Origin of the sequence: Sinorhizobium fredii USDA 205, from assembly GCF_001461695.1 — a bacterium.
Classification (GTDB): Bacteria; Pseudomonadota; Alphaproteobacteria; order Rhizobiales; family Rhizobiaceae; genus Sinorhizobium; species Sinorhizobium fredii.
The window spans coordinates 29,634-44,009 of record NZ_AUTC01000013.1; the positions used below are offsets into that span (position 1 = coordinate 29,634).

Annotated in this window: 17 protein-coding genes and 1 pseudogene; 3 read left to right on the plus strand and 15 right to left on the minus strand. The window is 61.6% G+C overall.

What is annotated here, in order from left to right:
- Positions 1-24: 24 nt before the first annotated feature.
- From N181_RS02765 to N181_RS02805, 9 genes and pseudogenes are all read right to left on the minus strand, one after another.
- Positions 25-816 (minus strand): ABC transporter permease, encoded by a 792-nt coding sequence (locus tag N181_RS02765; RefSeq protein WP_037430170.1) that lies wholly within the window; start codon positions 814-816, stop codon positions 25-27.
- Positions 813-1,541 (minus strand): ABC transporter ATP-binding protein, encoded by a 729-nt coding sequence (locus N181_RS02770; RefSeq protein WP_037430165.1) that lies wholly within the window; start codon positions 1,539-1,541, stop codon positions 813-815. The genes N181_RS02765 and N181_RS02770 overlap by 4 nt, the downstream gene beginning before the upstream one ends.
- The gene (locus tag N181_RS02775) at positions 1,528-2,175 is read right to left on the minus strand and encodes an ABC transporter ATP-binding protein (RefSeq protein WP_037430163.1); all 648 of its coding nucleotides are present in this window, start codon (positions 2,173-2,175) and stop codon (positions 1,528-1,530) included. Before N181_RS02775 ends, N181_RS02770 begins: the two co-directional genes overlap by 14 nt.
- Entirely contained in the window at positions 2,172-2,951 is a 780-nt protein-coding gene (locus tag N181_RS02780) for an ABC transporter permease (RefSeq protein WP_050994606.1), read from the minus strand. The genes N181_RS02775 and N181_RS02780 overlap by 4 nt, the downstream gene beginning before the upstream one ends.
- Positions 2,926-3,896 (minus strand): annotated as a pseudogene (locus N181_RS02785) (ABC transporter substrate-binding protein). Before N181_RS02785 ends, N181_RS02780 begins: the two are co-directional and overlap by 26 nt.
- 88 nt (positions 3,897-3,984) lie before the next feature.
- Positions 3,985-4,242 (minus strand): hypothetical protein, encoded by a 258-nt coding sequence (locus tag N181_RS02790; protein WP_037430159.1) that lies wholly within the window; start codon positions 4,240-4,242, stop codon positions 3,985-3,987.
- 25 nt (positions 4,243-4,267) lie between these two features.
- A complete protein-coding gene (locus tag N181_RS02795) occupies positions 4,268-4,720 on the minus strand; it encodes a cupredoxin domain-containing protein (protein WP_037430157.1) in 453 nt (150 codons plus the stop codon).
- A 33-nt stretch (positions 4,721-4,753) separates the two neighbouring features.
- Complete coding sequence (locus tag N181_RS02800; RefSeq protein WP_037430154.1) at positions 4,754-5,728, minus strand: YVTN family beta-propeller repeat protein; 975 nt, start codon at positions 5,726-5,728, stop codon at positions 4,754-4,756.
- Position 5,729: 1 nt separating this feature from the next.
- Positions 5,730-6,917: an ABC transporter substrate-binding protein gene (locus N181_RS02805; RefSeq protein ID WP_037435405.1), complete on the minus strand. Its 1,188-nt coding sequence runs from the start codon at positions 6,915-6,917 to the stop codon at positions 5,730-5,732.
- Between the two features lie 124 nt (positions 6,918-7,041).
- On the opposite strand from N181_RS02805, the gene N181_RS02810 reads away from it, so the two are divergent.
- Genes N181_RS02810 through N181_RS02820 form a run of 3 tightly spaced genes read left to right on the plus strand, consistent with a single transcriptional unit; the run spans position 7,042 to position 9,063 of the window.
- Positions 7,042-7,551, plus strand: coding sequence for a DUF3280 domain-containing protein (locus N181_RS02810; protein ID WP_037430145.1), 510 nt, complete (start codon positions 7,042-7,044; stop codon positions 7,549-7,551).
- 8 nt (positions 7,552-7,559) lie between these two features.
- Positions 7,560-8,093 carry an SRPBCC family protein gene (locus N181_RS02815; protein WP_037430143.1) on the plus strand — a complete coding sequence of 178 codons (534 nt, stop codon included), beginning with the start codon at positions 7,560-7,562 and terminating at the stop codon, positions 8,091-8,093.
- A complete protein-coding gene (locus N181_RS02820; protein WP_037435404.1) occupies positions 8,065-9,063 on the plus strand; it encodes a YncE family protein in 999 nt (332 codons plus the stop codon). The genes N181_RS02815 and N181_RS02820 overlap by 29 nt, the downstream gene beginning before the upstream one ends.
- Before the next feature lie 5 nt (positions 9,064-9,068).
- On the opposite strand, the gene N181_RS02825 is transcribed toward N181_RS02820, so the two are convergent.
- From N181_RS02825 to fghA, 6 genes are all read right to left on the minus strand, one after another.
- Positions 9,069-9,608: a PQQ-dependent catabolism-associated CXXCW motif protein gene (locus N181_RS02825; protein ID WP_037435402.1), complete on the minus strand. Its 540-nt coding sequence runs from the start codon at positions 9,606-9,608 to the stop codon at positions 9,069-9,071.
- Entirely contained in the window at positions 9,605-10,471 is an 867-nt protein-coding gene (locus tag N181_RS02830; protein WP_037430133.1) for a substrate-binding domain-containing protein, read from the minus strand. The genes N181_RS02825 and N181_RS02830 overlap by 4 nt, the downstream gene beginning before the upstream one ends.
- Positions 10,428-10,964 (minus strand): c-type cytochrome, methanol metabolism-related, encoded by a 537-nt coding sequence (locus N181_RS02835; RefSeq protein WP_037430132.1) that lies wholly within the window; start codon positions 10,962-10,964, stop codon positions 10,428-10,430. Before N181_RS02835 ends, N181_RS02830 begins: the two co-directional genes overlap by 44 nt.
- A 78-nt stretch (positions 10,965-11,042) precedes the next feature.
- A complete protein-coding gene (gene xoxF5, locus N181_RS02840; protein ID WP_037430131.1) occupies positions 11,043-12,845 on the minus strand; it encodes a lanthanide-dependent methanol dehydrogenase XoxF5 in 1,803 nt (600 codons plus the stop codon).
- A 167-nt stretch (positions 12,846-13,012) separates the two neighbouring features.
- Positions 13,013-13,426, minus strand: a complete 414-nt coding sequence (locus tag N181_RS02845; RefSeq protein WP_037430130.1) for a c-type cytochrome — start codon at positions 13,424-13,426, stop codon at positions 13,013-13,015.
- Between the two features lie 12 nt (positions 13,427-13,438).
- Positions 13,439-14,269, minus strand: a complete 831-nt coding sequence (fghA, locus tag N181_RS02850) for an S-formylglutathione hydrolase (RefSeq protein WP_037435397.1) — start codon at positions 14,267-14,269, stop codon at positions 13,439-13,441.
- Positions 14,270-14,376 lie beyond the last annotated feature (107 nt).

Consider the following 14,376-nt stretch of genomic DNA (forward strand, 5'->3'; position numbering starts at 1 on the left):
AACGGCTATGACCCGCGCCCCAGCTCAGCCCTTCGAGCGGAGCATGGCGCGGGCTGGATCATAGCCCCAGAGGGCTGCCAGCATGAACAGGACGAAGCAGGTGCTGACCCAGGCGAGCGCCGTGAGATTAAGCTCGCCGTAGAGCGCAAAGCGTATCAATTCAACCGCATAGGTAAACGGGTTCAAGGCGCAGATATCGTGCAGCAACGGCGAGCTTTCCGCCATCTTCCATAAGGGATAAAGCGCCGAGGACAGGAAGAACATCGGAAAGATCACGAAGTTCATGACGCCGGCGAAATTCTCGAGCTGCCGGACGGTCGACGAAATCAACAACCCAAGGGCGCCGAGCATCAATCCGCTGACTAGCAATGCCGGCAGCACCGCGATATAGCCGGACAGTGGCACAGTGATGCCGGTGAGTGCCGCAATCCCCAGGAACACGGCGACCTGCAGGATGGATACGATCACGCCGGCCAGCAGCTTTGAGAAAAGCAGCCACCAGCGCGGCAGGGGCGACGTCAGCAACAGGCGCATCGACCCCATTTCCTGATCGTAGACCAGTGACAGCGACGATTGCATGCCGTTGAACAGCTGGATCATGCCGCAAAGTCCCGGAAGGATATAGACCTCGTAGGTGATATAGGTCTGGTAGGGCGGTATGATCGATACGCCGAGTGCTGCACGGAAGCCGGCGGCAAAGACGATAAGCCAGACAAGAGGGCGAACGAGGGCCGCCAGGAAGCGGCCCCGCTGGCGAACGAAGCGCAGGTTTTCGCGGGTGATGATGGCGCAAAGCGCAATCAGCCATGCCTTCATGCCGGAACCTCCCGGCCCTCGGCCGTCATCGACAGAAACGCCTTGGCAAGCCCCTGCCCGCCAGCGAGGTCCTCGGCACTGCCATCGCTGAGGACCTTTCCACGATGCAGCACGACGACCTGATCGGCCGGCCGGATCTCGTCGACCAGATGGGTTGCCCAGAGCACGGCAAGCCCGGCCTCGGCCAAAAGATGTACATGATCGGTAATCGCCTGCCGGGAGGCGGCGTCCAATCCGACCGTCGGTTCGTCGAGCAGCAGGACCTGCGGCCCGTGGATCAGCGCCCGGGCGATCTCCATGCGGCGGCGATGTCCGCCGTTGAGAGCGCGCACCTGCTCGTCGGCCCGCTCGGCCATGCCGAGCTGCTCCAGAGCCGCTTCGGTCGCCAAGGCGGCCTGCCGTCCCGCCAGTCCATGCAGTCCAGCGAAATAACGCAAATTGCGGCGCACCGTCATGTCCAGATCGAGCGTCGGCTGCTGGAACACAACGCCAATGCGGGCGAGCGCCGCACGCGGATCGCGCGCAATGTCGAAGCCGGCCACGCTGATGTGGCCCTCCCCCGTCGCAATCAGACGGGTGAGGAGCGCGAACAGCGTCGATTTACCCGCACCGTTCGGCCCAAGCAGCGCGCAGAACCGGCCAGCCGCTACGGAGAAACTGACATTGTCGAGCGCCTTGCGCGATCCGTAGCTGTGGCTGACATGGCTGATCTCAAGCCCGATCATGACGTCCTTCCCAGAAGGCCGAGGCCGATCCTGCCGCAAACTCCCTTATGATCGTCGCCGGGCTTCCGGCAAGACGGAGGCAACGCCGAGCCAGCCGGTTCGCCTCGACGTCTGAATGGGTCACGAGGATGACGGCAGGGGCGGTTTCGGCGATCAGCGCCTCGGTCAACGCCAGCATTTCCTCGGCGGTCGTCGGGTCGAGCGACACATAGGGCTCGTCCATCACAAGAAGTTCGGGCCGCCCGGCGAAAGCGCGCGCCAGCGCCAGCCGCCGCTGCTGGCCGAGCGACAGCTGGCCGGGAAAGAGCTGCGCCTTGTCGACAATGCCTGTCCGCTCCAGCGCCGAAAGCGCCGCTTGCGTTCCAAGTTGCGGATGCACCAAGGTGAGGTTCTCCAGTACGCTCCGCCACGGCAGGAGAACGGGCTCCTGGAAAACCATGGCGATCTTTTCCGGCCGGTTGATCTCACCCTCGAAGGCCAAGTCGATGCCGACGATCAGCCGAAGCAGCGTCGATTTCCCGATACCCGACGGGCCGAGGATAGCGAGAGTCTCGCCGACCTTCATCTCGAAGTGGATGTCGCGGAGGATCTCGTCATCTCCGAACGCCTTTCGTCTGATATCGACCTTGATCATGCCGTCCTCCAGCGCCGCACGCGGCGTTCGACCGGCTGCAGGAACATCGCCTCGACGAGAAGCATCACGCCGATGAAGGAAAGCGCGTAGACCAGTACCATGGCAACGTCGAAAAGCTGAAAATAGAAATGGATCTGAAAACCGATACCGCTGGAGCGGCCGAGAAACTCGACCACCAGGACGATCTTCCATATCACCGCAATCCCGGAGCGGGCAGCACCGGCAAGGAAGGGTGCGAGCTGCGGCATGATCACGTGACGCAGCCGCGCCATTGGCGCCATGCGATAGACCTGAGCCATGGCGCCGAGGTGCGGATCGAGTGCCCGCGCACCTTCGCGCAGGATCGTGGCGACATTCGGAATCTTGTTGAGAACAACTGCGATGATCGCCGCCGTCTCGTTGAGGCCGATCCAGAGATAGCACAGCACAATCAGCACGAGAGCCGGCAGGTTGAGAAAGACGACGAGCCACGGATCGAGCCATCGATCGACGGCGGGAACGCGGCCCATCAGAAAGCCGAGCGCCACGCCGATGGCCATCGCCGGGACGAAGGCGCAAATCACACGCCACAACGTCATGCCGAGGTGATAAGGCAAAGCGCCGGAGGCCGCGGCCTTCTCAAAAGGTACCCACAGTGCCCAGGGTTGAGGGAGGACCGACGCGTCCGCCGTCAGTCCTGCCGCTGCTATCCAGAACACCAGCAGAAGGCCCAATGACGATGCACGAACCAGCGCAGGATGTTGCAACGTCTTACTCAAGGTGCAGGAATAATCCATTGGGCAGGCTTGTCGCCTTGCCGACCAGCTCGGTTCCGCCAAGGTCCGCCATCAGCCGCAGAAACCGGTCGGCGGCCGCCTCGTCGATCGGCTTGCCGCTCGGAATGCCGGCGCGATAGCCGTCGCGCAGCGCGATGAATTCAGCGTCGTCCCCAGCATTCATCTTGTCTCGCAACCCTTCCACGCCTCGTCATCATCGCGCAGCAGATCCTTGGCCGCGCGTGATGCCTTGTAGAGCCCCTTCACGATCCCCGGATGGGCCGCGGCATAATCGCCCTTCAGCACATAGCCGAGCAGCGGCGTGTCGGGATCAAGCTTGAGTGCCGCTGCGGCATCCGAGACGGAGATCAACTCATGCATGCCCTTGGCCTTCATCTTAGCGAGGAAGTGCCAGAAATTGATGGCGCCCGCCGTCTCGCCGGACAGAGCCGACTTGAAGATCAGCGGCGGCGCCCCGAACACCTGCTCGGTCTCAGTGGCCAGGTCCATGCCATGTTGCTGCTTGGCATAGGCGCGCAGGATCAGCCAGCTCTTGTCGAGCGGCCCGCCGGCGATGCCTATCTTCTTGCCGGCAAGGTCCGGCAGCGCCTTGATGCCGCTGTCATCCTTGACCACCAGTCCCCCGACTGCCAGCGAATAGGGAATGAAAACGTAGTTCTTGCCAGCGGCACGCTGGTTGGCCACCCATATCCAGTCGGCCACCATCGTGTCAGCCTCACCGCCCTCGAAGGCGACGCGCGTTGCACCGTTGTCTGCATAGTCCTGGACGGTTAGCTCGAAGCCGTTCTTGCGGTCGAACTCGTGGGCCTTGATGGTGGAAATCTCCCAGTTGACGGTGCCCGACGCCAGCATCGCAGCGCGCAATTCAGGCAGATCCTCGGCCACGGCAGCCGCCGGCCCGAAGGCGAACAAACATGCGGCGAGAAATCGTTTCAAAAAGTTCATTGCCTTCCTCCCCAAACTGCCGCCTTCGTTTTTTGCTTGCCGGACAGCGGACCTCTATGTGATTTCGCTACTCGGTTCACGCCCGCACTCATTCTTTGCGTTTATCGGCGACGGTCAGGTCAGCGTTGAGGTTCATATCGTATTGGCCATCGCTGCAGAACACATCATCGAGCTCGTAGCCCTCGCCGCCCGCCTCGATATTGGCGGGGTCCACCTCGCATTTCATGGTGGCGAGCATGTCCGCTATCGCCTTCTGCTTGTCCGCAGAAATCTCTTCGGCATACAGGGCCAACGGCGCGCCGAGCAGAACGGCAAGAATGACGGTGGTCATCAAACGGACTTTCATCGGCTTTCCCTCTTCTAGAACCGCGTCACTGAATGGAGATCACCACCTTCTGGCTGTCGCTTGTCGTGTTCGGAATCCTCACCTCGTAGCTGCCCGGCTTTATGGCGATGAAGGACAGGGTCGCCGTGCCCGCCTCGTCGAACTCGAGGCTGTCGATCGCCATGGGGCGTACTTCTATGCCGTTGATGACGATCTCGTTCATCCAGATCGCACGAAAGAACGGCTCGCCGGTAATTGCCAGTTCCGCCGAGCCGTCCGCTGTGATGCGCATTTCGTAATAAGCGCCAGACTGAAGCGCAACGGCACCCTTGCCAAGCGGCTTGCCGGAGCCGAGCGTGATCTCGATCGGCTCGCCCCGGTTGCATTTGGCAAGCAGCCCGGCAAAGCCGAGTTCGGTGCAGAGCGGTGTCGCAACGGCCGGGCCTGCCAGAGAGAGCGCGGCCAATGCCGCGATAATAAATCTATGCACCGTGAACATTCCTCCCAATAGGTCTTTCCGCATTGCTCCACTTCAGTTCGGGGCGACCACAACCCCCCAAGGCTGCTCGCCGACTTGGACCGAGCGGATCACCTTTTGTGACTTGACGTCAATGATACTAACGTCGTTGGAATTACCATTCGTGGTGATCAGGAATTCCTCGCCTGGGGTGAATGCCAACTGCCAGACGCGCTGCCCGACAAGCAGGTAATCGAGGACCTCATCCGTCGCGCCGTCGATGACCGCGACGCGGTTGGCTGGGCCGAGCGCCACGAAAACGCGCGAGCCGTCCTTGGTCGCCTTGACGCCGACCGGCTGCAACCATTCCGGCAAAACCCCCGGCACGGCAAAGCTGACCTTCTTTTCGATGGTCGGCTCAGCCTTCGACACGTCGATCACCGAAACGGTGCCGCCGATCTCAGAGCTGACGTAGAGCTTCTTGCCGTCAGCCGTGAATTCGGCATAGCGCGGCCGCTGGTCTACCAACACGTTGTGTACGATCTTGTAGGTCGAGGTATCGATAAAATGCGCCATGTTGGTGGTTTCGGACGTATTGATCAGGGTCTGGGCATCCGGACTGACCGCGACGCCTTCCGGTTCGACCCCTACGGGCACCTCGGCCAGAACCTGGCGCGTTTTGACGTCGACGACGGTCACCAGATTATCGTCCTCGTTGGCGATATAGAGCGGGTTGCCCGCGGGATTGAGGGCGAAAAGTTCCGGATCCGGGCCTGACGGCAGCGTATGCAGTTCCTTGTAGGTCTCGGGATCGAAGACCCGGACAGTGTCGTCATCCGAAGCGCAGACATAGAGTTCCTTGCCATCCGGACTGATGGTGATGCCGCGCGGCCTGTTGCCGGCCGGAAATGTGGCGATCACCTCCCAGCTTTGGCTGTCGAGCACGGTCACGCTGTTGCCGCGCTCGTTGCTCACGAAAACCTTGTTGGCTTCGGCGGGACTGGCAAGCATCAGAACGGCTGGCAAAAACACCAGTGCGAATCTCGGCATTCTATCCTCCAAAAGCGCGGCAGGCGGTTTCAGGCGCATCGATGCCCAGCGTGTCGAGCGGCGAGTGCTGGTGCAGGTAACCATCCTGTGGCGACACGGAAACCGTCACCCGGCCGTCGGTCAAAAGGATCGGCTGGCGCAGTTGCCCGTTCCAAGGCCGGAAGGTCAGCTTCTGGCCCTTGAACGCAGCCAATTCGAACTCCGCCGAAAGGGCATAGGCCCGCACGGTGGCCGGATCAGCCTTGCCGGACCGCGTCACGACCTCACCAATCACGCGCATGGCGAGCCAGGCCTGGTAGTCCTCCTCGCGCATGTTGCGGCCGGTCAGTTTCTCGAAGCGGCGTTGGAACTGGGTCGCGCCCCAGGATTCATGAGCGGCATGCCAGGAGACCGGGCGAAGGCCCGCAGACCCCGCCACAGGTCTCGGATCCCAAGTATGATAAGGCAGGTAGGGTGCGAAGACGCCGGCCTCATCGGCCGCGATGATCACGTCATAATCCTCGGCATCCTGGGTAAAGACGGGGATTTGCTTTTGCACCATGACATGGCCAGTGTCCGTGCGGCGGCCCCCGCCGGTGTCAACGAACTCGCGCTCCTCGACGATCTTCGCTCCAAATTTGGCGGCTGAACTGCGATAGGTGTCGGCCAGTTGCTTGTCCTCGGGATGCGAGCCGTGAATCAGCAGGATACGCGACCATTTCTTCCACATGAGAAACTGGACAATACTGTCGCTGAGCATGGAGCGGCTCGGCGAAACATGCAGCACATTGGCCCGGCAGTCGGCATCGCGCAGCGTCTCGTCGCGAGCGCCTGCGTTCAGGAGCAGCACGTCGGGGCCGGCCCTGTCGGACAGCGCCTTCAGGGTGTCACCTTCAGCGATCACCGCGATAAGGCGGATACCTTCGGCTTTCAGCGCATCGAGCGCCGTCCCCGCCTGCTCGGGCGCAACCGCTTGCGTTTTCAGGGTGTAATCCATGCCCGTGAAGGCGCCGGTCGTTCGATTATCCTCGTTGCCCAGCATACCGCCGGCAAAACCGAGATCGGCAGGCGGCGCATCAAGCCGCGAGATCGGCGGGCCGACCACACGATCGATCCGCAGCACGGCCGTCTTCACCTGCGCGGCCCGCAAGGGGAACGCGACAAGCATCGCCACCGAAAGAACGGCAAGCGTAAGCGATAGCTTAGACATCGCCGGACCGACCTCCCAATCTTCCTGGCACTCCTCTGGGAGGAGATTATCAGCCCAATTTGTGTAGCAAAACCGAGACTTATGGAGCGTAGTCGCGCAAAATGCCTGTGTTAGGCTGAGCCTTATGCAACGCATCCTGATCGCACTTGTGCTCGCCTTGTCGCCGGCGCTTGCTTTGGCAGCGCCGTACAAGCCACTGATGCCCGGCGCCAAGGTGGCTTTCCTTGGCCTGACCTTCATCGATCTCTCCACGGAGGGCGCCTACAATGGTGTGCGCGCCGACGAAACAGCGCGGATAGAACTGCTGAAGAGTGCGACGCGCGACCGTTTCGTCGAGGAAGGTTTCGTCATCCTCTCGAATGATCCCGTCGCGGCCGAGCTCGCTGCCACGGTCAACCCGGCCGACTGCTACGGCTGCGACGTGCGGATGGCCGCCCGGCTCGGCGCCGACTATGCGTTGGTCGGCGAAGTGCGGAAGGTTTCCAACCTCGTCCTGTCGATCAATCTCGTGCTGCGCGACGCACGTTCCGGCGGGAGACTGCGTGGCCTCGCGGTCGACATCCGGTCGAATACGGACGACAGCTGGCTGCGCGGCATGCGTTACATCCTGAAAAACCACTTCTTCAAATCGTGAGGCGTTTCATGCGGTATCTCGGTCATCTCCTGCTGACATTCCTGCTGTTGCTGACAAATACAGCCCTTGCCCATGGTCCGACACGCCAGAAGCTGGTGCTCGCGGTCGATGTCGCGGCGGCACCGGATGCAGTCTGGGCGGTGATCGGCAATTTCCAGGATATGACCTGGCACCCAGATGTGTTCTCGACCACGGGCCAGGGTGGCAACGCGCTTGACGCGACGCGCCTGCTGACGCTCAAAGAGGCCGAAGGCCCGACAATTTCCGAGGTCCTTTATAAATATGACGGGGCGAAAATGTCCTATTCCTACAGGATTACCGAGGTCGACGTGTCCGTGTTGCCGGTCACCAATTTTTCCGGGCACCTGACGGTGACGCCGAAGGCCGGCGGCGGCTCTCATATCGAATGGAAGGGCGCCTTCTACCGCGGCTATCCGAACAACGATCCCCCCGCCGACTTGAACGACGAGGCAGCCCTTGCCGCCGTTGGCGCAGTCTACAAGGCCGGCCTCGATGCGCTCGAAAAGAAGTTTGGCAAATAGCTGCCGCCTCCTCGCCGTGGCGCTCGTCGGCCTGACGACGCCAGGCAGCGCCTTTGCCGACTATGCCTATGTCACCAACCAGTCGTCGAGCGATCTCAGCGTGATCGACCTCGACCGAATGGTCGAGGTCGGACGGATCTCGGTGCCGGGTCAGCCGGCGGGCATTGCCGTCGCGCCTGAGCTTGGTGCCGTTTTCACCGTCAGTCCGGACAGCAAGATGCTGCGCCGCTACGGCATGCCAGCCGGCGCGCCGGCAGCCGAGCGGAGGCTTGACGGCGGGCCGATCGGCGTTGCGGTAGACGAGCGGCGCGGCCGGGTCTTCGTGTCGGACTGGTACAATGCGCGGGTCTTTGTCATCGCCGCCGATAGCCTTGCCACCTTGAACGTGCTTTCAACGGGCAGCGCGCCAGCCGGCCTGGCCCTTTCCCATGACCGGCAATGGCTGGCGACTGCCGACCGGGACGCCAACCAGATCTCGATCTTCGATGCTGAGACGCTGACGCTTCGACATCGGGTGGCCGTCGGATCGCGTCCGTTCGGTGTGACATTTTCGCCTGATGGCCGGGTGTTTTCCGCGGATGTCGGCAGCAATACGGTAACGGCCGTCGATCCCGTCAGCGGCCGAGTGCTCGGCCATGCCGCGACCCGCGAACGACCCTATGCGGTGGCCTTTGCCTCCGGACGAGGTTTCGTCACCAACCAATATGACGACAGCGTCAGCGTCTTCGACGCGCAAAGCTTGGCCGCGGTCGCGGTCATCGATACCGGCGAATATCCGGAAGGCATCGACACATCAGCGGATGGCCGACAGATCGTCGTGGCGAACTGGTTTTCAAACAGCCTCACGGTGATCGACTCCGAAAGCTTGGAGACTATCGGCGAGATCGCAACCGGCGACGGGCCGCGTGCTTTCGGACGCTTTCTGGCGCCGGCGCCCGGTCGCGTCGGGGAGCCTGCTTTCCGGCAGTGATCATTTCATTGCCCACTCGGTTCCGGGTCGAGGCGCTCGATGGGATAACCGGCCGTTGTCCAGCCATCGGTCCCCTGTGGATACCAGAAGACACGGGTGTAGCCATATTCCACGGCGCGCTTGGCGGCATTCCAGGACATCCAGCAGCCACTGATGCAGAAGAACAACACGGGCCGATCCTTGTCGCCGCCCGTGGCCTTTTCCAGCCCGGCACGAAAGTAGCTCTGCATGACATCCGCCAGGCGGCCATAGCCGACATTCGGCAGCCACAGAGCGGCAGGGACGGATAGCCGCGGTTTTTCGTTCCAGACCGTACCCGCGGGTAGGTTCTCCGGCTTCGGCGCACGGGGCAGAACGTCGATGAAGGCCACCTGACCAGTCTTCCACAACGCATGGGCGGCTTCGGTCGATACGACGGTTGCGCCGGAAAGTGTTGCCGGCACCTCGGCGCGGTATTCGCTTTCGCGGTAGCCGGCCGGCTCCTCGGCGGCACCGACCGGAGAAGCGATAAGCAGGAACAGGGAAACAAGCCGCAGACTTATCATTTTGGCAGCTCGAGCGGCCCCGTCCCCATATCGTTCATGAGCGGCACGCCCGCCTCTGCGAGAATTGCGTTGATCTCGGACTGATTGCGGCGGATCAGGGAATTAAGCTTGCGCTCCCAGACCTTCTCGCCCTGCCGCACGCCCATGGTGATGCGATAGAAAAGCTTCGGCGGTGTCGGCTCCGACAAGAGCGGCGTCACTTTCAGGTCCGGATGGCTCGCCTTGACCAGTGGGGCGCCGATCGGCCCCCAGAGGATGGCTGCGTCGATGGCTCCGGATTTCAGGTCGGCCAGCATGTCATCGGCCGGATCCTCGTAGCGCCGGTCGACCATCAGATGGTACCCCTTCGCCTTCGACATCAGTCCATTTCTTGCCACATGCGTTGCCGGCGGAGTTCCCGCTATGACGCCGATCCGCTTGTCCTCGAGAAGAGGATCGGCCAGTGTCGTGACGCCTGCCAACGGACCGCTCGAGGGGACAATCAGTACATAGGCGGAGGTGTAGTAGTGGTTGGTGTTCAATACCAGTTCGTCGCCCTGGGCGTAGCCGATGACCACATCGCAGGCATTGGCCTGCAGGGTCTTGCGAATGAAGCCTGTCGCCATGGGAAACCAGCTGTATTCCAGCGGTAGTTCGAGCCTGGACGCCATCAGCTCGGCGATCTTGTTCTCGAACCCTGCACCTGAGCGATCCGACATCGGCAGATTGGCCGGATCGGCACAGACCCGAAACGCCTGCTTCGACACCAGGTCCGACGTCTGAGCCGCTACCGGCGCAGTGCCGGCAACCGCCAGCAGCAGTACGCCGGTTGCAGCAAGGCTAATCGCGGCCGAGGCAATCGTTTTCAGCATCCCGGATCGCATCGGATTTCGGCTCCTTCTTGGCCGGGCGTCCCCGCGGCAGCGCATCGGCTCCGCGCGCCTTCAAATAGGTGTAGATGTCATCGAGATAACACATCACGTTGACGTTTTGGCCAAAGGCCGGCATCACCGAATTCTCGGCAGCATTCACCTTCTTGCGTCCGTTCGTGACGACATCGATGAAAGCGTAGTAGTCCATTGTTATCGCAGACTTCTTCAAGGCCGGCGCATAGCTTGAGCCCTCGCCCTCCGGACCATGACAGACATGACATTCCGAGTGGTAGCGGCGAAAGCCCGAATAGGTCATCCAGTCGACCGTGCCATCCTTGGCAATATTGAAGGTGGGAACGTCATCGGCGGTATAGTAGCGCCCATTTTCGTCGCGGACGGCGGTGATATTGTCCGTTGCCGCCGGGGCATCCTGTGCGCCGGCGGCGCCGGCCATAAGCGTCCACACGGCGAAGATCATCGGCAGTGCTGGTCTAGTTCTGGTCATCTTACGTCCTTTGGGCAGAGAACGAATTGGCGCGGGCTTTCATGAACCCGCGCCAATTCCCTGGGCAAGGATTGCCTCTTATTTCGGCAGCGAGAACACGGTGAGCGTGCCACCAAGCGCAGTATAGTTGCTGAGGGCCGAATAGCCGCCGACGGCTCCGAGACCGTCAGTCGGGTTGGTCAGGCCGGCCGCCAGACCGATACCGGCCCAGCCGCCGACACCCGAAAGGACGGCCACATATTGGTTGCCGCCATGAGCATAGGTCATCACGTTGCCGATCACGCCGGAAGGCGTCTTGAAGCGATAGAGCTCCTTGCCTGTCGCGGCGTCGACCGCCTTCAGATAGCCCTCGAGCGTTCCGTAGAAGACCACGTCGCCGGCTGTTGCCAGCGCACCCGACCAGACGGAGAACGGTTCAGGCAGCGACCACTTGATCTTGCCTTCCTTGTTGTCCCAGGCAATGAAGTTGCCCATGCCTCCGTGGCTATCCTTCGGCGGATACATCGAAAGCGTGGCCCCGACGTAGGGCTGGCCGGCGGTGTAGCTTACCCGGAACGGTTCGTAGTCCATGCAGACGTGATTGGTGGGCACGTAGAACAGCTCGGTCTTCGGCGAGTAGGCCGCGGGCTGCTGGTCTTTGGTGCCGAGCGCTGCCGGGCAGACGCCGGTCGTGTTGGTGTCCTCGCCATTCTGCTCGGTCGAATACTGCGACACCACCTGCGGCCGCCCATACTGGTCGGACTTCGGATCCATGACCACTTCAGTCGCCCAGTTGACGGTGGGATCGTATTTCTCCGCCACCAGCAGTTCGCCGTTAACGCGGTCCAGCGTATAGCCAAAGCCGTTGCGGTCGAAATGAGTCAGCAGCTTGCGATCCTTGTCGTCGATCTTCTGCTCGGTGAGGATCATCTCGTTGATGCCGTCATAGTCCCACTCGTCATGCGGCGTCATCTGATAGACCCATTTGGCCATGCCAGTGTCGACATCGCGCGCCCAGATGGTCATCGACCAGCGGTTGTCGCCGGGCCGCTGGGTCGGATTCCAGGTCGAAGGATTGCCCGACCCGTAGTACATGAGGTTCTCTTCGGGATCATAGGAATACCAGCCCCAGGTCGTGCCACCGCCGATCTTCCACTGATCGCCTTCCCAGGTGGTCAGGCCGGAGTCCTTGCCGACCGGCTTGCCGAGATGGGTGGTTTTCTCAGGATCCATCAGCGTGTCGCTGTCCGGCCCCATGGAGTAACCGCGCCACAGGAGCTTGCCATCCGCCATCGAATAGGCCGTCACGGAACCGCGAACCCCGAACTCGCCGCCCGAGATGCCGACGATGACCTTGTCCTTCACCGGCAGAACGGTGGCGGTATTGGTCTCGCCCTTGGCCGGATCGCCGTTCTTGACGCTCCAGATCACCTTGCCAGTCTTGGCATCCAGCGCGACCACGGTCGTATCGGCCTGATGCAGGAAGATCTTGTTGTCGGCATAGGCGACGCCGCGATTGACGGTGTCGCAGCACATCACGGGAATGACTTCCGCATCCTGTTTCGGCTCATAACGCCAAATGATCTGGCCGTCTTTGCTGAGATCCAGCGCATAGACCGTATTCGGGAACGGCGTATGGACATACATAATGTCGCCGACAACCAGCGGCGAGCCTTCATGACCGCGCAGAACGCCGGTCGAGAAAGTCCACGCCACCTGCAGTTTGCCGACATTATCCTTGTTGATCTGGTCGAGCTTGGAGTAGCGCAGATTGGCATAGTCGCCGGTTTGGATGGCCCATTGATTGGGATCCTCGATCTGCTTTTGAAGTTCCGAGTTGGCGAGGGCGACGTTCGCGCCGCCTATCGACATCAAGGCAAGCATTGAAATAAGTCGTTTCATTTCATCCTCCTCTTGAGTGCTGCCGATCAGGGCAATTCACCCCGCTCGCCCCGGGAAAACCTTACGGTCTCCTCTTTCCCGGTATCGGCTTGCGACACTATTTCCGAAGATCCATGCGCTGCCTGGGCCGCCTTCCTCCTGCTGGTGTTTCGGCTCCTGTTTTGCGGTTAAGGAAACTTCGCCAAATATGCGATCAGATCGGCGCGCTCCTGATCCTTGCGCAATCCCGCAAAGGTCATCTTCGTGCCGGGCAGGAATCCTTTCGGGTTTGTCAGAAACTCGCCGATCTTGTCCGGCGTCCAGACCAAGCCGGTCTCGGCCACCTTGCTCATCGCGGTGGAATAGCTGAAGCCTTCCGTTTTGCCGGCTGGCCGGCCGATTATGCCGGTCAGCGCGGGACCGGTCTTCGACTTCGCATCCGGACCGATCGCGTGACAGGCCTGACACTTGCGAAAGACTTTCTCACCCGCCGCTGGATCGCCCGTTGCGGGATCCAGCGCAACTGCCGGTTCAGCCGCGCCTGCAAGAACTCCACCGAATACGAGTCCAGCCGCAACTAGGTCACCAAGTCTTGAAGCCATGCGTACTCTCCCTTACGCGGTGTTCAGCCGCTCTGCATGCCAGCGCACGTGGTCCTCGCCAAAGCTCGCCACGAAGCAATAGCTGTGATCGTATCCCGCCTGCATCCTGAGGACGCCGGCCTGCCGCCGCTCCGCCAGCAGCCGAGCCATCGCCTCGGGCTGTAACTGTCCGAGAAACTGGTCCGCCGCACCCTGATCGATCAGGATATCGCCCTGCCAGCCGAGTTCGCTCAAGAGCAGGCAGGCGTCGTATTTGCCCCAATGGGCCTCGTCATCGCCGAGATAGGCCGAGAACTGCTTGCGGCCCCAATCCGAGCGGGTCGGATTGACGATCGGCGCGAAGGCGGAAACCGAACGGAACAAGCCGGGATTGCGAAAGGCGATCGTCAGCGCGCCATGGCCGCCCATCGAGTGCCCGGTAATGCCGTTGACGCCGTTGACCGGAAATTGCTCCTGCAGCAAAGCGGGCAGTTCCGTTACGATGTAGTCGTACATCCGGTAGTGCCGTGCCCAGGGCTGCTGAATCGCATTGACATAGAACCCTGCGCCTTGACCGAGGTCATAGGCCTCGTCGTCAGCGACGCCTTCGCCGCGCGGCGACGTGTCGGGGAATACCAGTGCCAGACCCTGTTCCGCCGCGTGCCGCTGCAGGCCCGCCTTGATCATGGCGTTCTCATGCGTGCAGGTCAGCCCCGACAGAAACCATAGCAGCGGGACCGAACGCGTTCGCGCCTGTGGCGGGATATAGAGGCCGAACGTCATCTCGACGCGGCACGCCTCAGACGCGTGCCGGTAAACCGACTGGGTCCCGCCGAAGCATTGGTTTTGCGTTACAAGTTCCATCTTCGCGCTCAGTAGACCACGACCGAGCGGATGCTCTCGCCGGAATGCATCAGCTCGAATCCCTTGTTGATGTCGTCGAGGGCCATGGTGTGGGTGATCATCGGATC

What these genes read in the sequence shown, in the direction of transcription:
- N181_RS02765 (WP_037430170.1), bottom strand. Translation starts at nt 816, where the DNA reads ATGAAGGCATGGCTGATTGCGCTTTGCGCCATCATCACCCGCGAAAAC.
- N181_RS02810 (WP_037430145.1), top strand. Translation starts at nt 7,042, where the DNA reads ATGCAACGCATCCTGATCGCACTTGTGCTCGCCTTGTCGCCGGCGCTT.
- N181_RS02825 (WP_037435402.1), bottom strand. Translation starts at nt 9,608, where the DNA reads ATGATAAGTCTGCGGCTTGTTTCCCTGTTCCTGCTTATCGCTTCTCCG.
- N181_RS02845 (WP_037430130.1), bottom strand. Translation starts at nt 13,426, where the DNA reads ATGGCTTCAAGACTTGGTGACCTAGTTGCGGCTGGACTCGTATTCGGT.
- N181_RS02780 (WP_050994606.1), bottom strand. Translation starts at nt 2,951, where the DNA reads ATGGATTATTCCTGCACCTTGAGTAAGACGTTGCAACATCCTGCGCTG.
- N181_RS02790 (WP_037430159.1), bottom strand. Translation starts at nt 4,242, where the DNA reads ATGAAAGTCCGTTTGATGACCACCGTCATTCTTGCCGTTCTGCTCGGC.
- N181_RS02795 (WP_037430157.1), bottom strand. Translation starts at nt 4,720, where the DNA reads ATGTTCACGGTGCATAGATTTATTATCGCGGCATTGGCCGCGCTCTCT.
- N181_RS02800 (WP_037430154.1), bottom strand. Translation starts at nt 5,728, where the DNA reads ATGCCGAGATTCGCACTGGTGTTTTTGCCAGCCGTTCTGATGCTTGCC.
- N181_RS02830 (WP_037430133.1), bottom strand. Translation starts at nt 10,471, where the DNA reads ATGCGATCCGGGATGCTGAAAACGATTGCCTCGGCCGCGATTAGCCTT.
- N181_RS02820 (WP_037435404.1), top strand. Translation starts at nt 8,065, where the DNA reads ATGCGCTCGAAAAGAAGTTTGGCAAATAGCTGCCGCCTCCTCGCCGTG.
- N181_RS02835 (WP_037430132.1), bottom strand. Translation starts at nt 10,964, where the DNA reads ATGACCAGAACTAGACCAGCACTGCCGATGATCTTCGCCGTGTGGACG.
- xoxF5 (WP_037430131.1), bottom strand. Translation starts at nt 12,845, where the DNA reads ATGAAACGACTTATTTCAATGCTTGCCTTGATGTCGATAGGCGGCGCG.
- N181_RS02805 (WP_037435405.1), bottom strand. Translation starts at nt 6,917, where the DNA reads ATGTCTAAGCTATCGCTTACGCTTGCCGTTCTTTCGGTGGCGATGCTT.
- N181_RS02815 (WP_037430143.1), top strand. Translation starts at nt 7,560, where the DNA reads ATGCGGTATCTCGGTCATCTCCTGCTGACATTCCTGCTGTTGCTGACA.
- fghA (WP_037435397.1), bottom strand. Translation starts at nt 14,269, where the DNA reads ATGGAACTTGTAACGCAAAACCAATGCTTCGGCGGGACCCAGTCGGTT.
- N181_RS02770 (WP_037430165.1), bottom strand. Translation starts at nt 1,541, where the DNA reads ATGATCGGGCTTGAGATCAGCCATGTCAGCCACAGCTACGGATCGCGC.
- N181_RS02775 (WP_037430163.1), bottom strand. Translation starts at nt 2,175, where the DNA reads ATGATCAAGGTCGATATCAGACGAAAGGCGTTCGGAGATGACGAGATC.